Annotated in this window: 15 protein-coding genes and 1 pseudogene; 8 read left to right on the top strand and 8 right to left on the bottom strand. The window is 53.8% G+C overall.

Translation table 11 applies throughout. The features are described from left to right. Positions 1-131: 131 nt before the first annotated feature. Complete coding sequence (locus tag HV107_RS23955; protein WP_182061217.1) at positions 132-821, top strand: VIT family protein; 690 nt, start codon at positions 132-134, stop codon at positions 819-821. Between the two features lie 119 nt (positions 822-940). Here the strand turns inward: HV107_RS23955 and HV107_RS23950 are convergent, their stop codons facing one another. Beyond that, positions 941-1,150 carry a YdgH/BhsA/McbA-like domain containing protein gene (locus tag HV107_RS23950; RefSeq protein ID WP_182061216.1) on the bottom strand — a complete coding sequence of 70 codons (210 nt, stop codon included), beginning with the start codon at positions 1,148-1,150 and terminating at the stop codon, positions 941-943. Positions 1,151-1,404: 254 nt separating this feature from the next. Between HV107_RS23950 and HV107_RS23945 the strand changes: the two genes are divergently transcribed. Then, the gene (locus HV107_RS23945) at positions 1,405-2,298 is read left to right on the top strand and encodes a PhzF family phenazine biosynthesis protein (protein WP_182061215.1); all 894 of its coding nucleotides are present in this window, start codon (positions 1,405-1,407) and stop codon (positions 2,296-2,298) included. A 10-nt stretch (positions 2,299-2,308) separates the two neighbouring features. Here HV107_RS23945 and HV107_RS23940 read toward each other — a convergent pair whose 3' ends face one another. Both HV107_RS23940 and HV107_RS23935 read right to left on the bottom strand, forming a co-directional pair. Continuing rightward, entirely contained in the window at positions 2,309-3,202 is an 894-nt protein-coding gene (locus tag HV107_RS23940) for a dihydrodipicolinate synthase family protein (RefSeq protein WP_182061214.1), read from the bottom strand. Between the two features lie 27 nt (positions 3,203-3,229). Then, positions 3,230-3,916, bottom strand: coding sequence for a B3/4 domain-containing protein (locus tag HV107_RS23935; RefSeq protein WP_182061213.1), 687 nt, complete (start codon positions 3,914-3,916; stop codon positions 3,230-3,232). A 43-nt stretch (positions 3,917-3,959) separates the two neighbouring features. On the opposite strand from HV107_RS23935, the gene HV107_RS23930 reads away from it, so the two are divergent. After that, the gene (locus tag HV107_RS23930) at positions 3,960-4,562 is read left to right on the top strand and encodes an XRE family transcriptional regulator (RefSeq protein ID WP_182061212.1); all 603 of its coding nucleotides are present in this window, start codon (positions 3,960-3,962) and stop codon (positions 4,560-4,562) included. Positions 4,563-4,575: 13 nt separating this feature from the next. Here the strand turns inward: HV107_RS23930 and HV107_RS23925 are convergent. Both HV107_RS23925 and HV107_RS23920 read right to left on the bottom strand, forming a co-directional pair. Further along, positions 4,576-4,944 (bottom strand): annotated as a pseudogene (locus tag HV107_RS23925) (GNAT family N-acetyltransferase); the annotation flags it as partial. 35 nt (positions 4,945-4,979) lie between these two features. Further along, a complete protein-coding gene (locus HV107_RS23920; protein WP_014070388.1) occupies positions 4,980-5,279 on the bottom strand; it encodes a helix-turn-helix transcriptional regulator in 300 nt (99 codons plus the stop codon). A 161-nt stretch (positions 5,280-5,440) separates the two neighbouring features. Here HV107_RS23920 and fusA point away from each other — a divergent pair, with 161 nt between their 5' ends. Then, positions 5,441-7,540 (top strand): elongation factor G, encoded by a 2,100-nt coding sequence (gene fusA, locus HV107_RS23915; RefSeq protein ID WP_182061211.1) that lies wholly within the window; start codon positions 5,441-5,443, stop codon positions 7,538-7,540. 110 nt (positions 7,541-7,650) lie between these two features. Here fusA and HV107_RS23910 read toward each other — a convergent pair whose 3' ends face one another. The 3 genes from HV107_RS23910 to HV107_RS23900 form a co-directional block, all read right to left on the bottom strand. Then, positions 7,651-8,109, bottom strand: a complete 459-nt coding sequence (locus HV107_RS23910) for a DUF3828 domain-containing protein (protein ID WP_182061210.1) — start codon at positions 8,107-8,109, stop codon at positions 7,651-7,653. 1 nt (position 8,110) lies between these two features. Further along, a complete protein-coding gene (locus HV107_RS23905; protein WP_182061209.1) occupies positions 8,111-8,473 on the bottom strand; it encodes a CHAP domain-containing protein in 363 nt (120 codons plus the stop codon). A 126-nt stretch (positions 8,474-8,599) separates the two neighbouring features. Then, on the bottom strand, positions 8,600-9,172 hold the full coding sequence (locus HV107_RS23900) for a flavin reductase family protein (protein WP_182061208.1): 573 nt from the start codon (positions 9,170-9,172) through the stop codon (positions 8,600-8,602). 136 nt (positions 9,173-9,308) lie between these two features. Between HV107_RS23900 and HV107_RS23895 the strand changes: the two genes are divergently transcribed. The 4 genes from HV107_RS23895 to nhoA all read left to right on the top strand — a co-directional run bounded on the left by HV107_RS23895 (position 9,309) and on the right by nhoA (position 13,580). Continuing rightward, positions 9,309-10,001, top strand: coding sequence for an ABC transporter ATP-binding protein (locus tag HV107_RS23895; protein WP_182061207.1), 693 nt, complete (start codon positions 9,309-9,311; stop codon positions 9,999-10,001). Continuing rightward, complete coding sequence (locus HV107_RS23890) at positions 9,998-10,966, top strand: ABC transporter substrate-binding protein (RefSeq protein ID WP_182061206.1); 969 nt, start codon at positions 9,998-10,000, stop codon at positions 10,964-10,966. Before HV107_RS23895 ends, HV107_RS23890 begins: the two co-directional genes overlap by 4 nt. A 39-nt stretch (positions 10,967-11,005) precedes the next feature. Further along, a complete protein-coding gene (locus HV107_RS23885; RefSeq protein WP_182061205.1) occupies positions 11,006-12,661 on the top strand; it encodes an iron ABC transporter permease in 1,656 nt (551 codons plus the stop codon). A gap of 73 nt (positions 12,662-12,734) precedes the next feature. Continuing rightward, positions 12,735-13,580 (top strand): N-hydroxyarylamine O-acetyltransferase, encoded by an 846-nt coding sequence (gene nhoA, locus HV107_RS23880; protein ID WP_182061204.1) that lies wholly within the window; start codon positions 12,735-12,737, stop codon positions 13,578-13,580. The last annotated feature ends 17 nt before the right edge of the window (positions 13,581-13,597 follow it).

Raw genomic sequence — 13,597 nt, 5'->3', positions numbered from 1 at the left:
AAATTATGGGCTAAACTTATTCAATATTAATGCAATGGAAAGAACAAATAAATACAATATCTGTTAATGCAGTTTTTATATATCCGCAATGCCAGTGATATTCATTATCTAATTCACAGGAAAACAGAAACATGCATCTTGAACGACACAGTATTGAAAGCGTTGGATGGCTAAGGGCCGCCGTGCTGGGGGCAAATGACGGTATTGTGTCGACAGCAAGCCTTGTCCTTGGCGTCGCGTCGGCAAATACAGGTCCCTCTGGCGTTTTACTGGCGGGGGTTGCTGGCCTGGTTGCGGGAGCGATGTCGATGGCGACAGGGGAGTATGTTTCTGTTTCATCACAGGCGGATACAGAAAACGCCGCTCTGGCGCAGGAACAAAAGGAACTGGAAACAGATTATCAGGGCGAGGTGCGGGAGCTTACGACACTGTATATACAACGTGGGGTAGAGCCGGCACTCGCTCACCAGGTTGCAGAGCAATTAATGGTGAAGGATGCACTGGATGCTCATGCCCGGGAAGAGCTCGGGCTAACAGGCACGAATTCTGCGCGGCCGCTACAGGCAGCCCTCTTTTCAGCACTGAGTTTTTCTGCCGGTGCGGTGTTACCTTTATTGGTTGCCTGGCTAGCACCAGCAACGCGGGTTTCTGTGTTTATTATCCTGTCTACCCTTTGTTCGCTGGCTGCGCTGGGGTATATCTCTTCAGTTGTCAGCAAAGCGTCTCCTGTCAGGGCGATCATCAGAATTACTTTCTGGAGCACTATGGCAATGGTTTTGTCGATGGGGGTTGGGCATCTCGCCGGACGCGCGTTGCTTTAAAAACCCGTTTAATTCTCAGGAGAGAACCTGATAATAAACGCAAAAAAGCCCCCGAGGGGGCTAAAGGGTTTTGCTACAAAGAGATGAAAGGGGCGATATTTCGGCAACCCCTGATCCTCTTATTTGGTCAGTTCAGCTGTCATATGAACGCGGTTATTAAACTGAGCGCTGGTAATTTTGTATGACGCACCCTGTTCAGCTGCTTGTGCGGCAATTTTGGCTTCTGCACGATCCAGGGTTGATGCGTTAGCGCTAATGCTCTGTGCGAAAGCACCGAAAGACATCAGAGAAAGAGCGGAAACTACAACTAAAGTTTTGATGGTTTTCATGGTCGTATTCCTAAGTTATTTTGTTCTGTATGGGGCTGTGTTGCCCTGATGTGATAAATAATAGGACGAACATGAAGTGATTAAAATCGAAACAATTTGCTTGCATCGTTCAAAAAAATAGAATGATTTTAATGATTCGTAAATCCACCACATATCGGAATTCCGTAACTGCCTGCTTTGAGTAAAAAATACCTTTCCGGGGTTTGACTGTGTAATGATGAAGTGGCGCTGCCTCATTGACTTCAGGACCAATAATGAAAAGACGTTATGCCATTGCTGATGTTTTTACCGATACCCCTTTTCTCGGCAATCCCGTTGCCGTTGTTTTAGATGCTGAAGGTATGAGCACCGAACAGATGCAACGGATTGCGGTTGAGTTCGGCTACAGCGAAACAACGTTCGTTCTGCCTCCTGATAAGGAGGTAAACACTGCGCGAGTCAGGATTTTTACCCCCTCGCGTGAAATTCCTTTCGCCGGGCATCCCAATATAGGCACTGCCTATGTACTGGCGCAGTATGCCGCTCTGGGAGGTGACGTGGTGCCTGAAACCCTGCGGTTCGAAGAAACTGCCGGACTGGTCCCGATTACGATCCTGAAAGAAGACGGCAAGATTGCGGGTGCCCAACTGCTTGTACCCGAAGCATTATCCTGCCGCTCTGAGGTGAGTCCTGCAAAAGTCGCCGCCTGCCTGTCTCTGGGCGTAGAGGAGATCAGCACCAAAACGCATAAGCCGCTTGTCGCCTCGGTGGGGCTGCCATTCCTGGTGGTGGAGCTGGCATCACACGATGCGTTGCGTAAGTGTGTGCCAAATTTACAGGGATTCCGGGATCTCCTGCCGCTTGATGGGGCGGTCTCTGTTTATGCCTGGGCCGCAGAAACCGATCCCGACGCGCCATGCGATCTTCACGCGCGGATGTTTACGCCGCGTATGACCGAAGACCCGGCAACGGGCAGCGCAACCGCCGCCGTTACGGCCCTGCTGGCAACGCTTTGGGATAAAACGACGCTTGCTCTGCACATCCGTCAGGGCGTGGATATGGGGCGCGCAAGCTCGCTATATACCCACTACGATGCGACGTCCGGTGAGCCGCTGGTCAGCGTGGGGGGCAAGAGCGTAATTACCATGGAAGGCACATTTAGCCTCTGACCCAAACAGATTATTTCAGATCTAACAACGTGATTACGCTGGCAATCTCTGCAATATCGCCCGCGGGTAATGAATGAAGCGGGTGAGGCAGGCAGTCAATGTCAGCCAGCCCCAGAACACCCGCCGCAGCGGCTACCACGCGGATACTGCCGCCATGTTTGCGATAAAGCGCCCACAAGGGCTCCAGGCGCGCAACCAGGGCGGTAACCCGGGCATGATCTTTCATCGCCGCCGCCTGGGTGATTTGTTTTGCGGTTTCCGGGAATAGTCCACCGCAGACGGAATACCAAATCTCGCACCCCGCATTAAGCCCCAGGCCAGCAAAAGCATCACCACTGATTCCTATGGTCACACCAGGCTTGAGTTGATTACGTAAGTTCCTGACGCGTTCAGCGGCCGCTTGCGCTGTATCAGGTACGCCTGGAATTTTGACCGAACCAACGGCATCCAGCGATGACAAACGACCATGCAGCTCATCAGAAAACGTAAAATGCGTTGTACCAGGATTGTCATACACGCATATCGGCAGTGACGTATGTCGGTTCACCGTTTCAAAGAGGCTGAACACTTCCTCATTTCTGAGCGACTGGTAGCTGACTGCGGGCAGGAGTAAGGCATCAGCACCTGCCTGCTGGGCATCTTCCGTAAGACGCAGAATGGCATCGGTACTGACGGCGCCGACACAGACCATCATCGGAATGTCCCCGGCCAGTTCGCGAGCAAGGAGAGCGACGCGTTTGCGTTGTTCCCGTGTCAGGTAGGCATAACTTCCTGTCGAGCCCAAAATCCCCAGGGAATCGACCCTCGCGTCAGTGAGACGCGACATGATCTTCATGAAGCTTGCTTCATCGACACCGTTGCGGGTGACTGGGGTTAACGGGAAAGCGCACAAACCAGTAAACATGTTGTTTCTCCTGTAAAATATCGGGTGTTATTCCGTAAGAAGCGCCACGTCAAACCACAGGCCGGGCATCATATTTTCAAGGCCATCCGTCAGCATTCTTCCGGCTTCATGAAGTTGTTCCAGTGGCATTTGTGGCAAGCTTTCCAGAATGAACCACATCTGCCGGGCTTGCACATCCAGACGCGTTCTTATTCCCTGTCTCCAGTTCCAGCGGCGACAGGTCACGCCAGTGTTGTCCCGCCAGATAATTTCTCCGGGGGAAGGGTACTCAATTGCAGTCTCGCCGTCTTTCACCGTATCAAAAGGTTCTGTGCCTTCTGAAATCGTCAGGCACGGGGCACCCTGGTAAGCCGCAATATTCTCGCCGCCAACGGGAATGGCGTACCGGAGGCTCACGGCGTTATACAGATCAACAACAGGATCGAGTGCCGGCATCATTCCATCACGCAGTACGCGCTTGCGCAATGCCTCAGCGGAACACGGGGTACGCTTGGGTTTGGCACCAAACTTCTGAAAAACATCGGCCCATGCCGCCAGATGAGATTCTGCCCACGCAGGCCCGCCTGCCAGAACGGCCTCGCAGGCTTCTCGTAGTGCTAGTTCTCCAGCACCAGGGTTTAATACCGGCGCGGCTTTTACGTGGATACTCAGTGCCCGAAAACCAGGCGCAATACGATAAATTTCAGGGGCAATTGACGGAGATACTGTTAGCACGGGATAATCCTGTAATGACCAATTTATTTCATGATAATGACCTATGACCAAAAAAGTCAATTTAGTGACCGATGCAAATTCCATTGCCAGCTCTGTGAATGAAGCCGTATCTCAGCGGATTAAGCTGTATCGCAAGCAAAAGAAAATGTCACTCGATGAGCTCTCCCGCAGGGCCGGGGTCAGCAAAGGCGCACTGGTTGAGATCGAAGGGTGTAAGGCAAACCCGAGTATTGCGCTGTTATGCCGCCTGGCTGCGGCGATGGGTGTTTCAGTGGCTGATTTTGTTGATGTCAGTTCAAAACCGACGGTGCATCTTATCGCGGAAGATGAAATCCCTGAGCTATGGAAAGGTGATAACGGTGGACGGGCGCGGCTTCTGGCGGGGTCCGGTGGCCCCGATATGACGGAACTCTGGATGTGGGAAATGCAGCCGGGAGAAAAGTTCGCCTCACCCGGGCACCCTGAAGGAACCCTCGAACTGTTCTACGTGCAATCCGGGGCGCTTACGCTTGGGGTACTGGATCATCTGTACACGGTGAATACCGGTTGTTCGGCAACCGCCAGGACCGATGTCCCTCATTTCTATGAGAACCGGGCCGAGCACACATTGATATTCATCATGACGGTAAATGAAAAAGCATCCTGAGTGATGCGCGATAGAGCACGTCAAATCCGTATTTCAGCGCGCCTTCAGCAAATTCGGTGGCCAGCCCTTTTCCCCATGCTTCGGTGGCGAAACGGTATCCGAGATTATTAATCGTGATGCCGTCATAGCTAAGAATGCTCAGGCCACCGAAGCCGATAATGCTTGCAGGGGTATCGAGAAGTGAAATGGCCCAGTTGCCAAATCCGTGCTGTTCACGGTGGCGTATCCAGCGTTCCAGCACCGTTTTCGCATAATGAAGGTCAGGATAGGGGCCGGAAGGGCTAAAGGTGTTGGTGGCCGGATCGCCGTAAATGCGGAACAGGGCGTCTGCATCGGATGCCACAACGGGGCGAAGGTACAGGCGTTTCGTTTCAACGGGCAAACTGGGCTCCTTATCGACAAATGGCTACACGTGGTTCACTTCACCTGCAACAGTATTGCCATCAGCCCCGGAAAGCGGGCGTCAAGATCGTCTCTTCGCAGTGAAATCATGTTTTCTCGCCCCTGGGGGCGCTGCCAGATCACGCCGCTGTCGCGTAAAACGCGCCAGTGATGGGTCATGGTGGACTTCACCACGTCTTCTGGTCGCAGAGCATTACAGCTCAGCTCTTCGCCATCGGCAAGACGGCGGATTATCGATAAGCGTAGCGGGTTGCCGAGGGCAAACAACACATTTTCCAGCAGTATTTGTTCAGGTTCCGGGTGGTTTGGGATCATAGTTTTCCTGCGTCAGTCATCAGATTGAGCTATATCAACAATAGGTCAATCACGAAAAAATAGTTCGATAATACTCGTACAATAGGACTATTATAGCAAACGAATGAATAAGCGGCCATCCTGGCCTTCACAACACAGTCTTTGAGACTTAAGGAAATATCATGCCCCGACCCATCCCTCTCGAACGTTATCGCAACATCGGTATCTCCGCGCATATCGATGCCGGTAAAACGACCACTACTGAACGCATCCTGTTTTACACCGGGATGAGTCATAAACTGGGTGAAGTACACGATGGCGCGGCAACCACTGACTGGATGGCGCAGGAGCAAGAGCGCGGAATTACCATTACGTCCGCAGCCGTTAGCTGCTTCTGGCCGGGTATGGACAGAGGGTTTGAGCCGCACCGGATCAATATCATCGACACCCCCGGGCACGTGGATTTCACCATTGAAGTGGAACGATCCATGCGTGTGCTCGACGGCGCGGTGATGGTGTATGACTCCGTAGGTGGTGTACAGCCGCAGTCGGAAACTGTCTGGCGCCAGGCGAATAAATACCATGTGCCGCGCCTGGCGTTCGTCAACAAAATGGACCGCCCGGGGGCTGATTTCTTCCGCGTTGTGCAGATGATGCACGATCGCCTGAAAGCCAATCCGGTGCCGATTGTGATCCCGGTTGGCGCAGAAGATCATTTCAGCGGAGTGGTCGATCTCATCAAGATGCGCACTATCGTCTGGGACGACGCCACTCAGGGCATGGTGTTTACCTATGCACCAGTGCCTGAAGAGTTGCTGAGTACTGCACAGGAATGGCGGGAAAAAATGGTGTCGGCGGCGGCGGAAGCCAGCGATGAGCTGATGGATAAATACCTTGAAACAGGTGAGCTTGATGAGGCCGATATTATCCGTGGCCTGCGCAAACGCACCATTTCAGGGGAGATCCAGCCGATGCTATGTGGCAGCGCCTTTAAAAATAAAGGGGTGCAGCGAATGCTTGATGCCATTGTCGAGCTGATGCCATCGCCGCTGGACGTTCCGGCCATTGATGGGGTGGATGAAAAAGGGCAACACGCAGAACGCCACCCAAGCGATGAAGAACCGTTCTCAGCGCTGGCGTTCAAACTGATGAGCGACCCGTATGTCGGGCAGTTGACCTTTATCCGCGTTTACTCTGGCGTGCTGAGGAAAGGCGATGCGGTCTACAACCCGGTGAAAGGCAAAAAAGAGCGCATCGGGCGTATTGTGTTGATGCACGCCAATGACCGGCACGAAGTGGATGAACTGCGAACGGGTGACATCGCAGCCTGTGTCGGCCTGAAAGATGTCACGACCGGCGACACGCTGACTGACCCGAATGCGGTGATCACGCTTGAACGTATGGAGTTCCCGGACCCGGTGATCTCCCTTGCGATCGAGCCGAAAACCAAAGCGGACCAGGAAAAAATGGGTATCGCGTTGCAGCGTCTGGCGGCGGAAGATCCGTCGTTCCGTCTGCACACAGACGAAGAGTCCGGGCAGACGATTATCTCCGGGATGGGTGAGTTGCATCTGGAAATTATCGTCGACCGTATGAAGCGTGAGTTTGGCGTAGAGGCGAACATCGGTCGGCCGCAGGTAACGTACCGCGAAACCCTGCGCAAAGCGGTGAAAGATATCGAAGGCAAGTTTGTGCGCCAGTCTGGTGGTAAAGGTCAGTACGGCCATGTGGTGCTGAGCCTTGAACCATTAGCGCCGGGAAGTGGTTTCAAATTTGAAGATGCCACTAAAGGCGGCGTGGTGCCGCGCGAGTACATTCCTTCAGTGGAAAAAGGACTGCGCGAAGCCATGAACACCGGTGTGCTGGCGGGTTATCCGGTGGTGGATGTGAAAGCGACCCTGACGTTTGGTTCGTATCACGATGTCGATTCCTCGGAGATGGCATTCCGTATGGCGGCAATCCTCGGTTTTAAAGATGGAGTGCGAAAAGCGGATCCGGTCATTCTTGAGCCGGTGATGCACGTCGAAGTGGAAACGCCGGAAGACTACGCCGGGAATATCATGGGGGATTTATCTTCCCGCCGCGGTATGGTGCAGGGCATGGAAGAACAGTACGGTAGCCAGATTATTCGAGCTGACGTGCCGCTCGCTGAGATGTTTGGCTATGCCACCACGCTGCGTTCGATGTCGCAGGGTCGCGCGACCTACACGATGGAGTTCCATCATTATGCTGAAGCACCGCGTAATGTGGCGGATGAAATCATAGCAGGGCGTACGAAGTAAGATAATTAAATGCACACGGCAGCTAAATGGTTGCCGTGTGCATTATTGCTACGACAGGAGATTCGCAAAAAATGAATTGCATCAGCATTCCCGCCATATCGTCGATTGGGTCATTTCGGAACATCTAGATTTCTTAAAAATTCAACACTGGCGACTGACTGCACCTTCCAGATTTCATTTTCTTTTACCATACAGTCAATGACTATATGATCCTGTTTTTTTCCGAATGCGATGTATACGTTCACACAGACAGGGTCGGTATCTCCAGCAATGGCTTTTACATTACCGGGCCAGTCATCACCAATATCCTGAGCCTTTAGAAAAATATCCGCGTCGTAAAAGTCTTCTCCGTTTTCACCGTAATCAGGATCCTGTGTATGCCGCAACTTCTTCATTGTTGAAGCTGTAACGTACTTGTCGATTTCGTTTCCGGCAGTAATGGGAAATACATCCTTGCTGATTTGGTTTATATACCAATTGTTGAATTCAACTGCTTGCTTAACCGGATCGTTCTGAGCTGACATAGCAGCGCAAGAAGACAACAGTAAAAGTAGAAAGATATTTCTCATATTAGTGGTGCCTGTAAATAGTGATTTTAGGCTGGATCTTTCGATATGTTGGCCCCGGGTAAAGACTGTTCTGTTTGAAATCGGAATACCAGGTACCGGAGCCATCGTAAATACATACGTGCCCATGCTGATGTGGACCAGGTAACGCATCTATAACAGCCACATCACCTTCAATCGGGTTACCGTACACTTTTGAAAATCCGGCTTTTTCAAGCGAACGCCAGAAGTCATTGGCATCAGCACCTTCAATTTTCAATCCGCCCGCTCGTATAGCTGCTGCTACAGCACGGGCACAATAACCACCACTACGAAGACTCGCGTGACTTCGCGCATATGACACTGCTTCATGCTTATTCCATGACATAGATATTTCCTTATCGAGAGGCTGTTATTGCAACAGCGTCAGAAATATCCTCCCTTTCGCGATAAGATGCTAAGCATAAAATGTCATCAAAAATCGATATAATTCATCATGATATGATTAATTAAATCAATCCGGTGCCTTCACCATCTTCCCACTGGTTACAAACGTTCCGGCGCCGAGGTGGTGCAGTGTATTCAGCTTATCCCCGTCAAACTGCCAGCGACCGGCCACAAATGCGCGTTCATCCGCTGCAGCGGAAACCACTTCTCCAAACAAGGTGTCGTATTTTTCTGCGGCGGAGGTTACCGGCAATAACCGGCACTCCATCCACGCCAGACACTTCTCTTCAATTACCGGCAGACCAAGCACCGGGCCGTTGATCGTCGGGATGCCATAGCAGTTGAATTTATCTTCATCGCGCCCGCTTACGCTGCCGACCGCATAAGTCCAGTTTGCTGCCGCCACGCCCGGGATCACGATGCCAAATTTACCGCTGCGCTCAATTAATTCACGCGACCAGGCGCTTTTATCCACCACGATGGCAATGCGCGGCGGTTCAAACTCGACGGGCATCGACCAGGCCGCGGCCATCACGTTGCGGCGACCGATCGATTCATCACGGCTGGTGATCAACACCGTAGGGCCGTGATTCAGCAGACGGCTGGCGTGCTTTAACTCAACAGGGCGAAACGCGCTCATAGATATTCCTCTCAACGTGGCTATCGGCATTAAACGACTGAAGCGCATAAGAAATCAAGACGCAACATGATCGTCATGTTTTCGTCACACTCGCTCCCTACAGTGGCCGACAGTAAATCCCAAAGAGGATAACAATATGCTCACTTCCATAACGCTCAAAAGCGTGTCGTACGCTTTTGGCGCGAATACTGTATTGAATCAGATAGATCTGCACATTGAGGCTGGCAGTGTGGTTGCGCTGTTAGGGCCATCAGGGTGCGGCAAAAGTACATTGCTCCGTCTGCTCGCCGGGCTGACACAGCCTGCCTCGGGCGAACTCTGGTTTGGTGAACGCCTGGTCGCGAAAGCAGGGTGGTCATTACCGCCTGACGCGCGCGATATCGGTATGGTCTTTCAGGACTATGCCCTGTGGCCGCACATGACCGTGGCGCAGAATGTCGCCTTCCCGTTAAAGATGCGTAATATCCCTCGCCCGGAATGTGAATCCCGCGTAGCGAAGGCTTTGTCGCGCGTGGGGCTGGGGGATTTTGCCGGGCGTAAACCGGCCGGGTTATCTGGTGGCCAGCAGCAGCGCGTGGCGCTTGCTCGCGCCATTGTCGCCGAACCCCGTGTGCTGCTCTTTGATGAGCCGCTCTCCAACCTCGATAGCGAACTGCGTGAATCACTGTGTCAGGAGATGGCCGCACTGCTGCGCCAGCTCGGGACGACTGCCGTGTACGTTACCCACGACCGTCGGGAGGCTGAAATCCTGGCCGATCGCATCGTGCATTTATCTGCTGGCAGCGTTGCTGCCGATCGTTTGATTTCATCCTCAGGGGAGTTTGCATGAAAGCCACAATGTCCGTGAAAAAAGGAGTTCTGCTCGCAATGGCGTTATCGTCCGTCATGATGTCCAGCGCCCACGCGCTGACTGTCTATACCGCAGGCCCGGGATCGCTTGCTAAAAATCTGGCAACGGGATTTGAAAAGAAAACTGGCGTGAAAGTGGATATCTTCCAGGCCACGACCGGCAAGGTGATGGCACGTCTGGAAGCAGAACAAGCTAACCCGCAGGCGGATATTTTGATCTCCGCATCCTGGGATACCGCAGAAGATCTGCATACCCGTGGCTGGTTGCTGCCGTACCAGAGCACCAATGCGGAAAAAGTCCCGGCGGACCTCAAATCTACCGACTTCGTCGCGCAAGGGGTGTCGGCGCTCGGGATCGTCTGGAACACCAAAAGCGGGACGCCAGAGCCGAAAGAGTGGCAAGACCTGACGACCGACGCCTTTAAAGACAAAGTCACCACGCCAGACCCGGCGCTGTCCGGTGCATCGCTGGATTTGCTGATCGGTCTGCAAAACGGGATGGGCGATAAAGCCTGGGCGCTGTTTGATGAGCTGAAAAAGAACGGCATGGTGGTAAGCGGCCCGAACGCACAGGCCGTCACGCCGGTGATGCAGGGCGCGAAGGCGGCCGTGTTCGGCGCAGTGGATTATGTCTCTTATGGCAACATCAACCAGGGGGAATCCCTGAAGGTCATCTTCCCGGCCAGCGGTACGGTGATTGCGCCGCGTCCGATGATGATCCTTAAATCGACGCAACATGCCGACGATGCGAAAGCCTTTGTGGATTACGTGCTGTCGCCAGAAGGTCAGGCGATGGTGGCCGACGCCTGGCTGATGCCTGCCCGCGATGATGTGAAAGCGAAACGTCCGCTGTTAGGCGAGCTGAAAGTGCTGCCAACCAAAAGCGATGGAACCCGCGCGCGTGGCGATATTCTCAAGCGTTTCAACGCGATTTTCGCTCTGTAATCCATCTGACGGGGGCAACCCCGTCTTCAGGAACCTCTTGTGAATCAACGACTCTTGTCCGCGATGACGCTGATGCTGCTGGTTATCCTGGTGGCGTTTCCGTTGTCGTTTATCGCCTTACAGGCGGTGTTCCCGCAATTTAACGCAGGTGACTTTGGTGGTGCCTTTAGCGGCGTTCGCACGCTACTGGCTGAGCCACAACTACCCGCGATGCTTGGTGGAACGATTCAGATCGCCATCGGCGTTGCGCTGGTGAGTGCCTTAATCGGTTTTCCGCCTGGCGTTGCGAGAGGGCTGTTGAACCTGCCTGCACCGCGTCTGTGGGATTTGCTTTTCTTGATCCCGTTCCTGACGCCGCCCTATATTGCGGCGTTGTCGTGGATGCTGGTGTTGCAAACTAACGGCTATCTCCAGCAAATAACCGGCATCAATCTCAACGATGTGCTGTTCAGTAAAACCGGTATTGTGCTGGTGATGGCGCTGAATATTTTCCCGGTGGTCTATTTTGCTGTGTCGCGCAGCCTGCTGGCGAGTGGGCAGCGTCTGGCGCTGGTGGCTCGTGTCCACGGCGCGAGTGCAGCCAGGGCTTTCTGGCATATCACCTTGCCGATGTTGTCACCGGCGCTGGCGGCAGGAATGCTGCTTGCATTTACCCTGGCCATTGAGGAGTTTGGCGTGCCAGCGGCGCTTGGCACCCGTGCGGGCGTGCTGATGCTAACCACGGATATCGAAAAGAAACTGGCAGATTGGCCGGTGGATCTTTCCGGGGCGTCGATGCTTTCTGTCGTGCTGGTGGTTATCGCGCTGTCGGCGTGGGGTTTACAGAAAAAGCTGACCGGACATCATGATGTCACCAGCGTGACCGGTAAACCAACGGAAAATAGCGGGGCGAATGCGGGCGTATTCACACTGCCGATAGTGGTGTTGATGGCACTTGTGGGCGGTATTGCGGTGATCCTGCCGGGCGCGTCGATGGCGTTATCCGGGGTGTTAGGAACCTTATCCGGTGGGGTGACGCTGTCTAACGTGACAATGTCACATTATGTGGCGCTGTTTAGCCAGCAGGGTGACGCGCTTTCTGCGCTGGGCACCAGTCTGTCGCTGGCGTTGGGTGCCGCGTGTATCACCGGGATGTTGGGGCTGCTGGCGTCCTGGCTGGTGGTTGTGCAGAAGATAAAAGGGCGCGCGGCGCTGGATGCGCTGTCGCTGATGCCTGCCGCGCTGCCAGGAATTGTGGTGGGTGTGGGGCTGATCCTGCTGTGGAATCAGCGCTTCTGGCCCGTTTCGCCCTATAACACCTGGGTCATTTTACTGCTGTCGTACTGTTGTTTGCTCCTGCCGCGGCCGGTGCGTTATGTGGGCAGTGCCTTACGCCAGCTTGGCGGTAATCTGGAGCCTGCCGCGCGGGTTCACGGGGCGTCGGCGTTTCAGGCGTTACGTTTTATTGTGATGCCGCTGGTGTCGCCTGCACTGCTGGCGGCGATGCTGATGGTGTTTGCTATCGCCTCGCGTGAGCTGGTGACATCGTTATTACTTGCGCCAACGGGAACGCAGACCGTCTCGGTCTTTATCTGGCGGCAGTTTGAACAAGGTTCAGTCGGACAAGGGATGGCGATGGCAACCCTGACACTCATCACCGGGCTGATTTTGATGCTGGTTGCGCTTGGCATCATGCAGCGCAATACCCAAAGATAAAAAGCACTTTTGCACCAGTGGGCAGACAAAAATAGTTTATAAACAGGGAATCACTGAACAAGGAACCCCTGACATGTCTCCATTTCTGAGTGCGTATTTTGCGCGAACAGGCTGGCAACAGCCTGTATCGGTTGATATCGACACCCTCCGTGCGCTGCATTTGCAGCATAACTGCACCATCCCCTTTGAAAATATCGACGTCGTGTTGCCGCGCGAAATCCATCTTGAGGACCAGAGTCTGGTCGACAAACTGGTGACGGCGCGCCGCGGCGGTTATTGCTTTGAGCAAAATGGCCTGTTCGAACGCGTACTGCGTGAAATCGGCTTTACGGTACGCAGCGTGCTGGGGCGCGTGGTGTTATCTAATCCGCCACAAATGCCGCCGCGCACGCACCGCCTGCTGCTGGTTGAGCTGAACGGTGAGCGCTGGATTGCTGACGTAGGTTTTGGCGGGCAGACGCTGACGGCACCGATTCGCTTAATCGCCAATGAAGAGCAAGCCACGCCGCACGGGCTGTATCGCCTGCTTAGCGAAGGCAACGACTGGGTGCTCCAGTTCCGCCATCACGAACACTGGCAGTCGATGTACCATTTTGACCTGACGGCGCAGTATTTCAGTGATTACGTGATGGGGAATTTCTGGTCGGCGCACTGGCCGCAATCGCATTTCCGCCATCATTTGCTGATGTGTCGCCATCTGCCGGAGGGCGGCAAACTGACCCTGACCAACTTTAACTTTACCCACTGGCAGAGCGGGCATGTGGAAGAGCAAGTCCATCTGGCGGATGCAGAAGCGCTGTATGCGTTGATGACAGAACGGTTTGGGCTGGGTGTGGACGACCCAAAACACGGTTTTTCGCTGGCAGAACTGACGGCGGTAATGGCCGGGTTTGAAACACATCCACAGGCCGGAAAATAGCCCGGTGGCGCTAGCGC

Source organism: Enterobacter sp. RHBSTW-00175 (assembly GCF_013927005.1).
GTDB lineage: Bacteria > Pseudomonadota > Gammaproteobacteria > Enterobacterales > Enterobacteriaceae > Enterobacter.
The sequence above is the reverse complement of the archived record's forward strand: the minus strand, read 5'-3'. Positions and strand labels throughout refer to the sequence as shown.

Excerpts from the sequence above, each read along its gene's own strand:
- HV107_RS23955 (WP_182061217.1), top strand. The coding sequence starts at position 132 with ATGCATCTTGAACGACACAGTATTGAAAGCGTTGGATGGCTAAGGGCC.
- HV107_RS23950 (WP_182061216.1), bottom strand. The coding sequence starts at position 1,150 with ATGAAAACCATCAAAACTTTAGTTGTAGTTTCCGCTCTTTCTCTGATG.
- HV107_RS23945 (WP_182061215.1), top strand. The coding sequence starts at position 1,405 with ATGAAAAGACGTTATGCCATTGCTGATGTTTTTACCGATACCCCTTTT.
- HV107_RS23940 (WP_182061214.1), bottom strand. The coding sequence starts at position 3,202 with ATGTTTACTGGTTTGTGCGCTTTCCCGTTAACCCCAGTCACCCGCAAC.
- HV107_RS23930 (WP_182061212.1), top strand. The coding sequence starts at position 3,960 with ATGACCAAAAAAGTCAATTTAGTGACCGATGCAAATTCCATTGCCAGC.
- HV107_RS23920 (WP_014070388.1), bottom strand. The coding sequence starts at position 5,279 with ATGATCCCAAACCACCCGGAACCTGAACAAATACTGCTGGAAAATGTG.
- fusA (WP_182061211.1), top strand. The coding sequence starts at position 5,441 with ATGCCCCGACCCATCCCTCTCGAACGTTATCGCAACATCGGTATCTCC.
- HV107_RS23910 (WP_182061210.1), bottom strand. The coding sequence starts at position 8,109 with ATGAGAAATATCTTTCTACTTTTACTGTTGTCTTCTTGCGCTGCTATG.
- HV107_RS23905 (WP_182061209.1), bottom strand. The coding sequence starts at position 8,473 with ATGTCATGGAATAAGCATGAAGCAGTGTCATATGCGCGAAGTCACGCG.
- HV107_RS23900 (WP_182061208.1), bottom strand. The coding sequence starts at position 9,172 with ATGAGCGCGTTTCGCCCTGTTGAGTTAAAGCACGCCAGCCGTCTGCTG.
- HV107_RS23895 (WP_182061207.1), top strand. The coding sequence starts at position 9,309 with ATGCTCACTTCCATAACGCTCAAAAGCGTGTCGTACGCTTTTGGCGCG.
- HV107_RS23890 (WP_182061206.1), top strand. The coding sequence starts at position 9,998 with ATGAAAGCCACAATGTCCGTGAAAAAAGGAGTTCTGCTCGCAATGGCG.
- nhoA (WP_182061204.1), top strand. The coding sequence starts at position 12,735 with ATGTCTCCATTTCTGAGTGCGTATTTTGCGCGAACAGGCTGGCAACAG.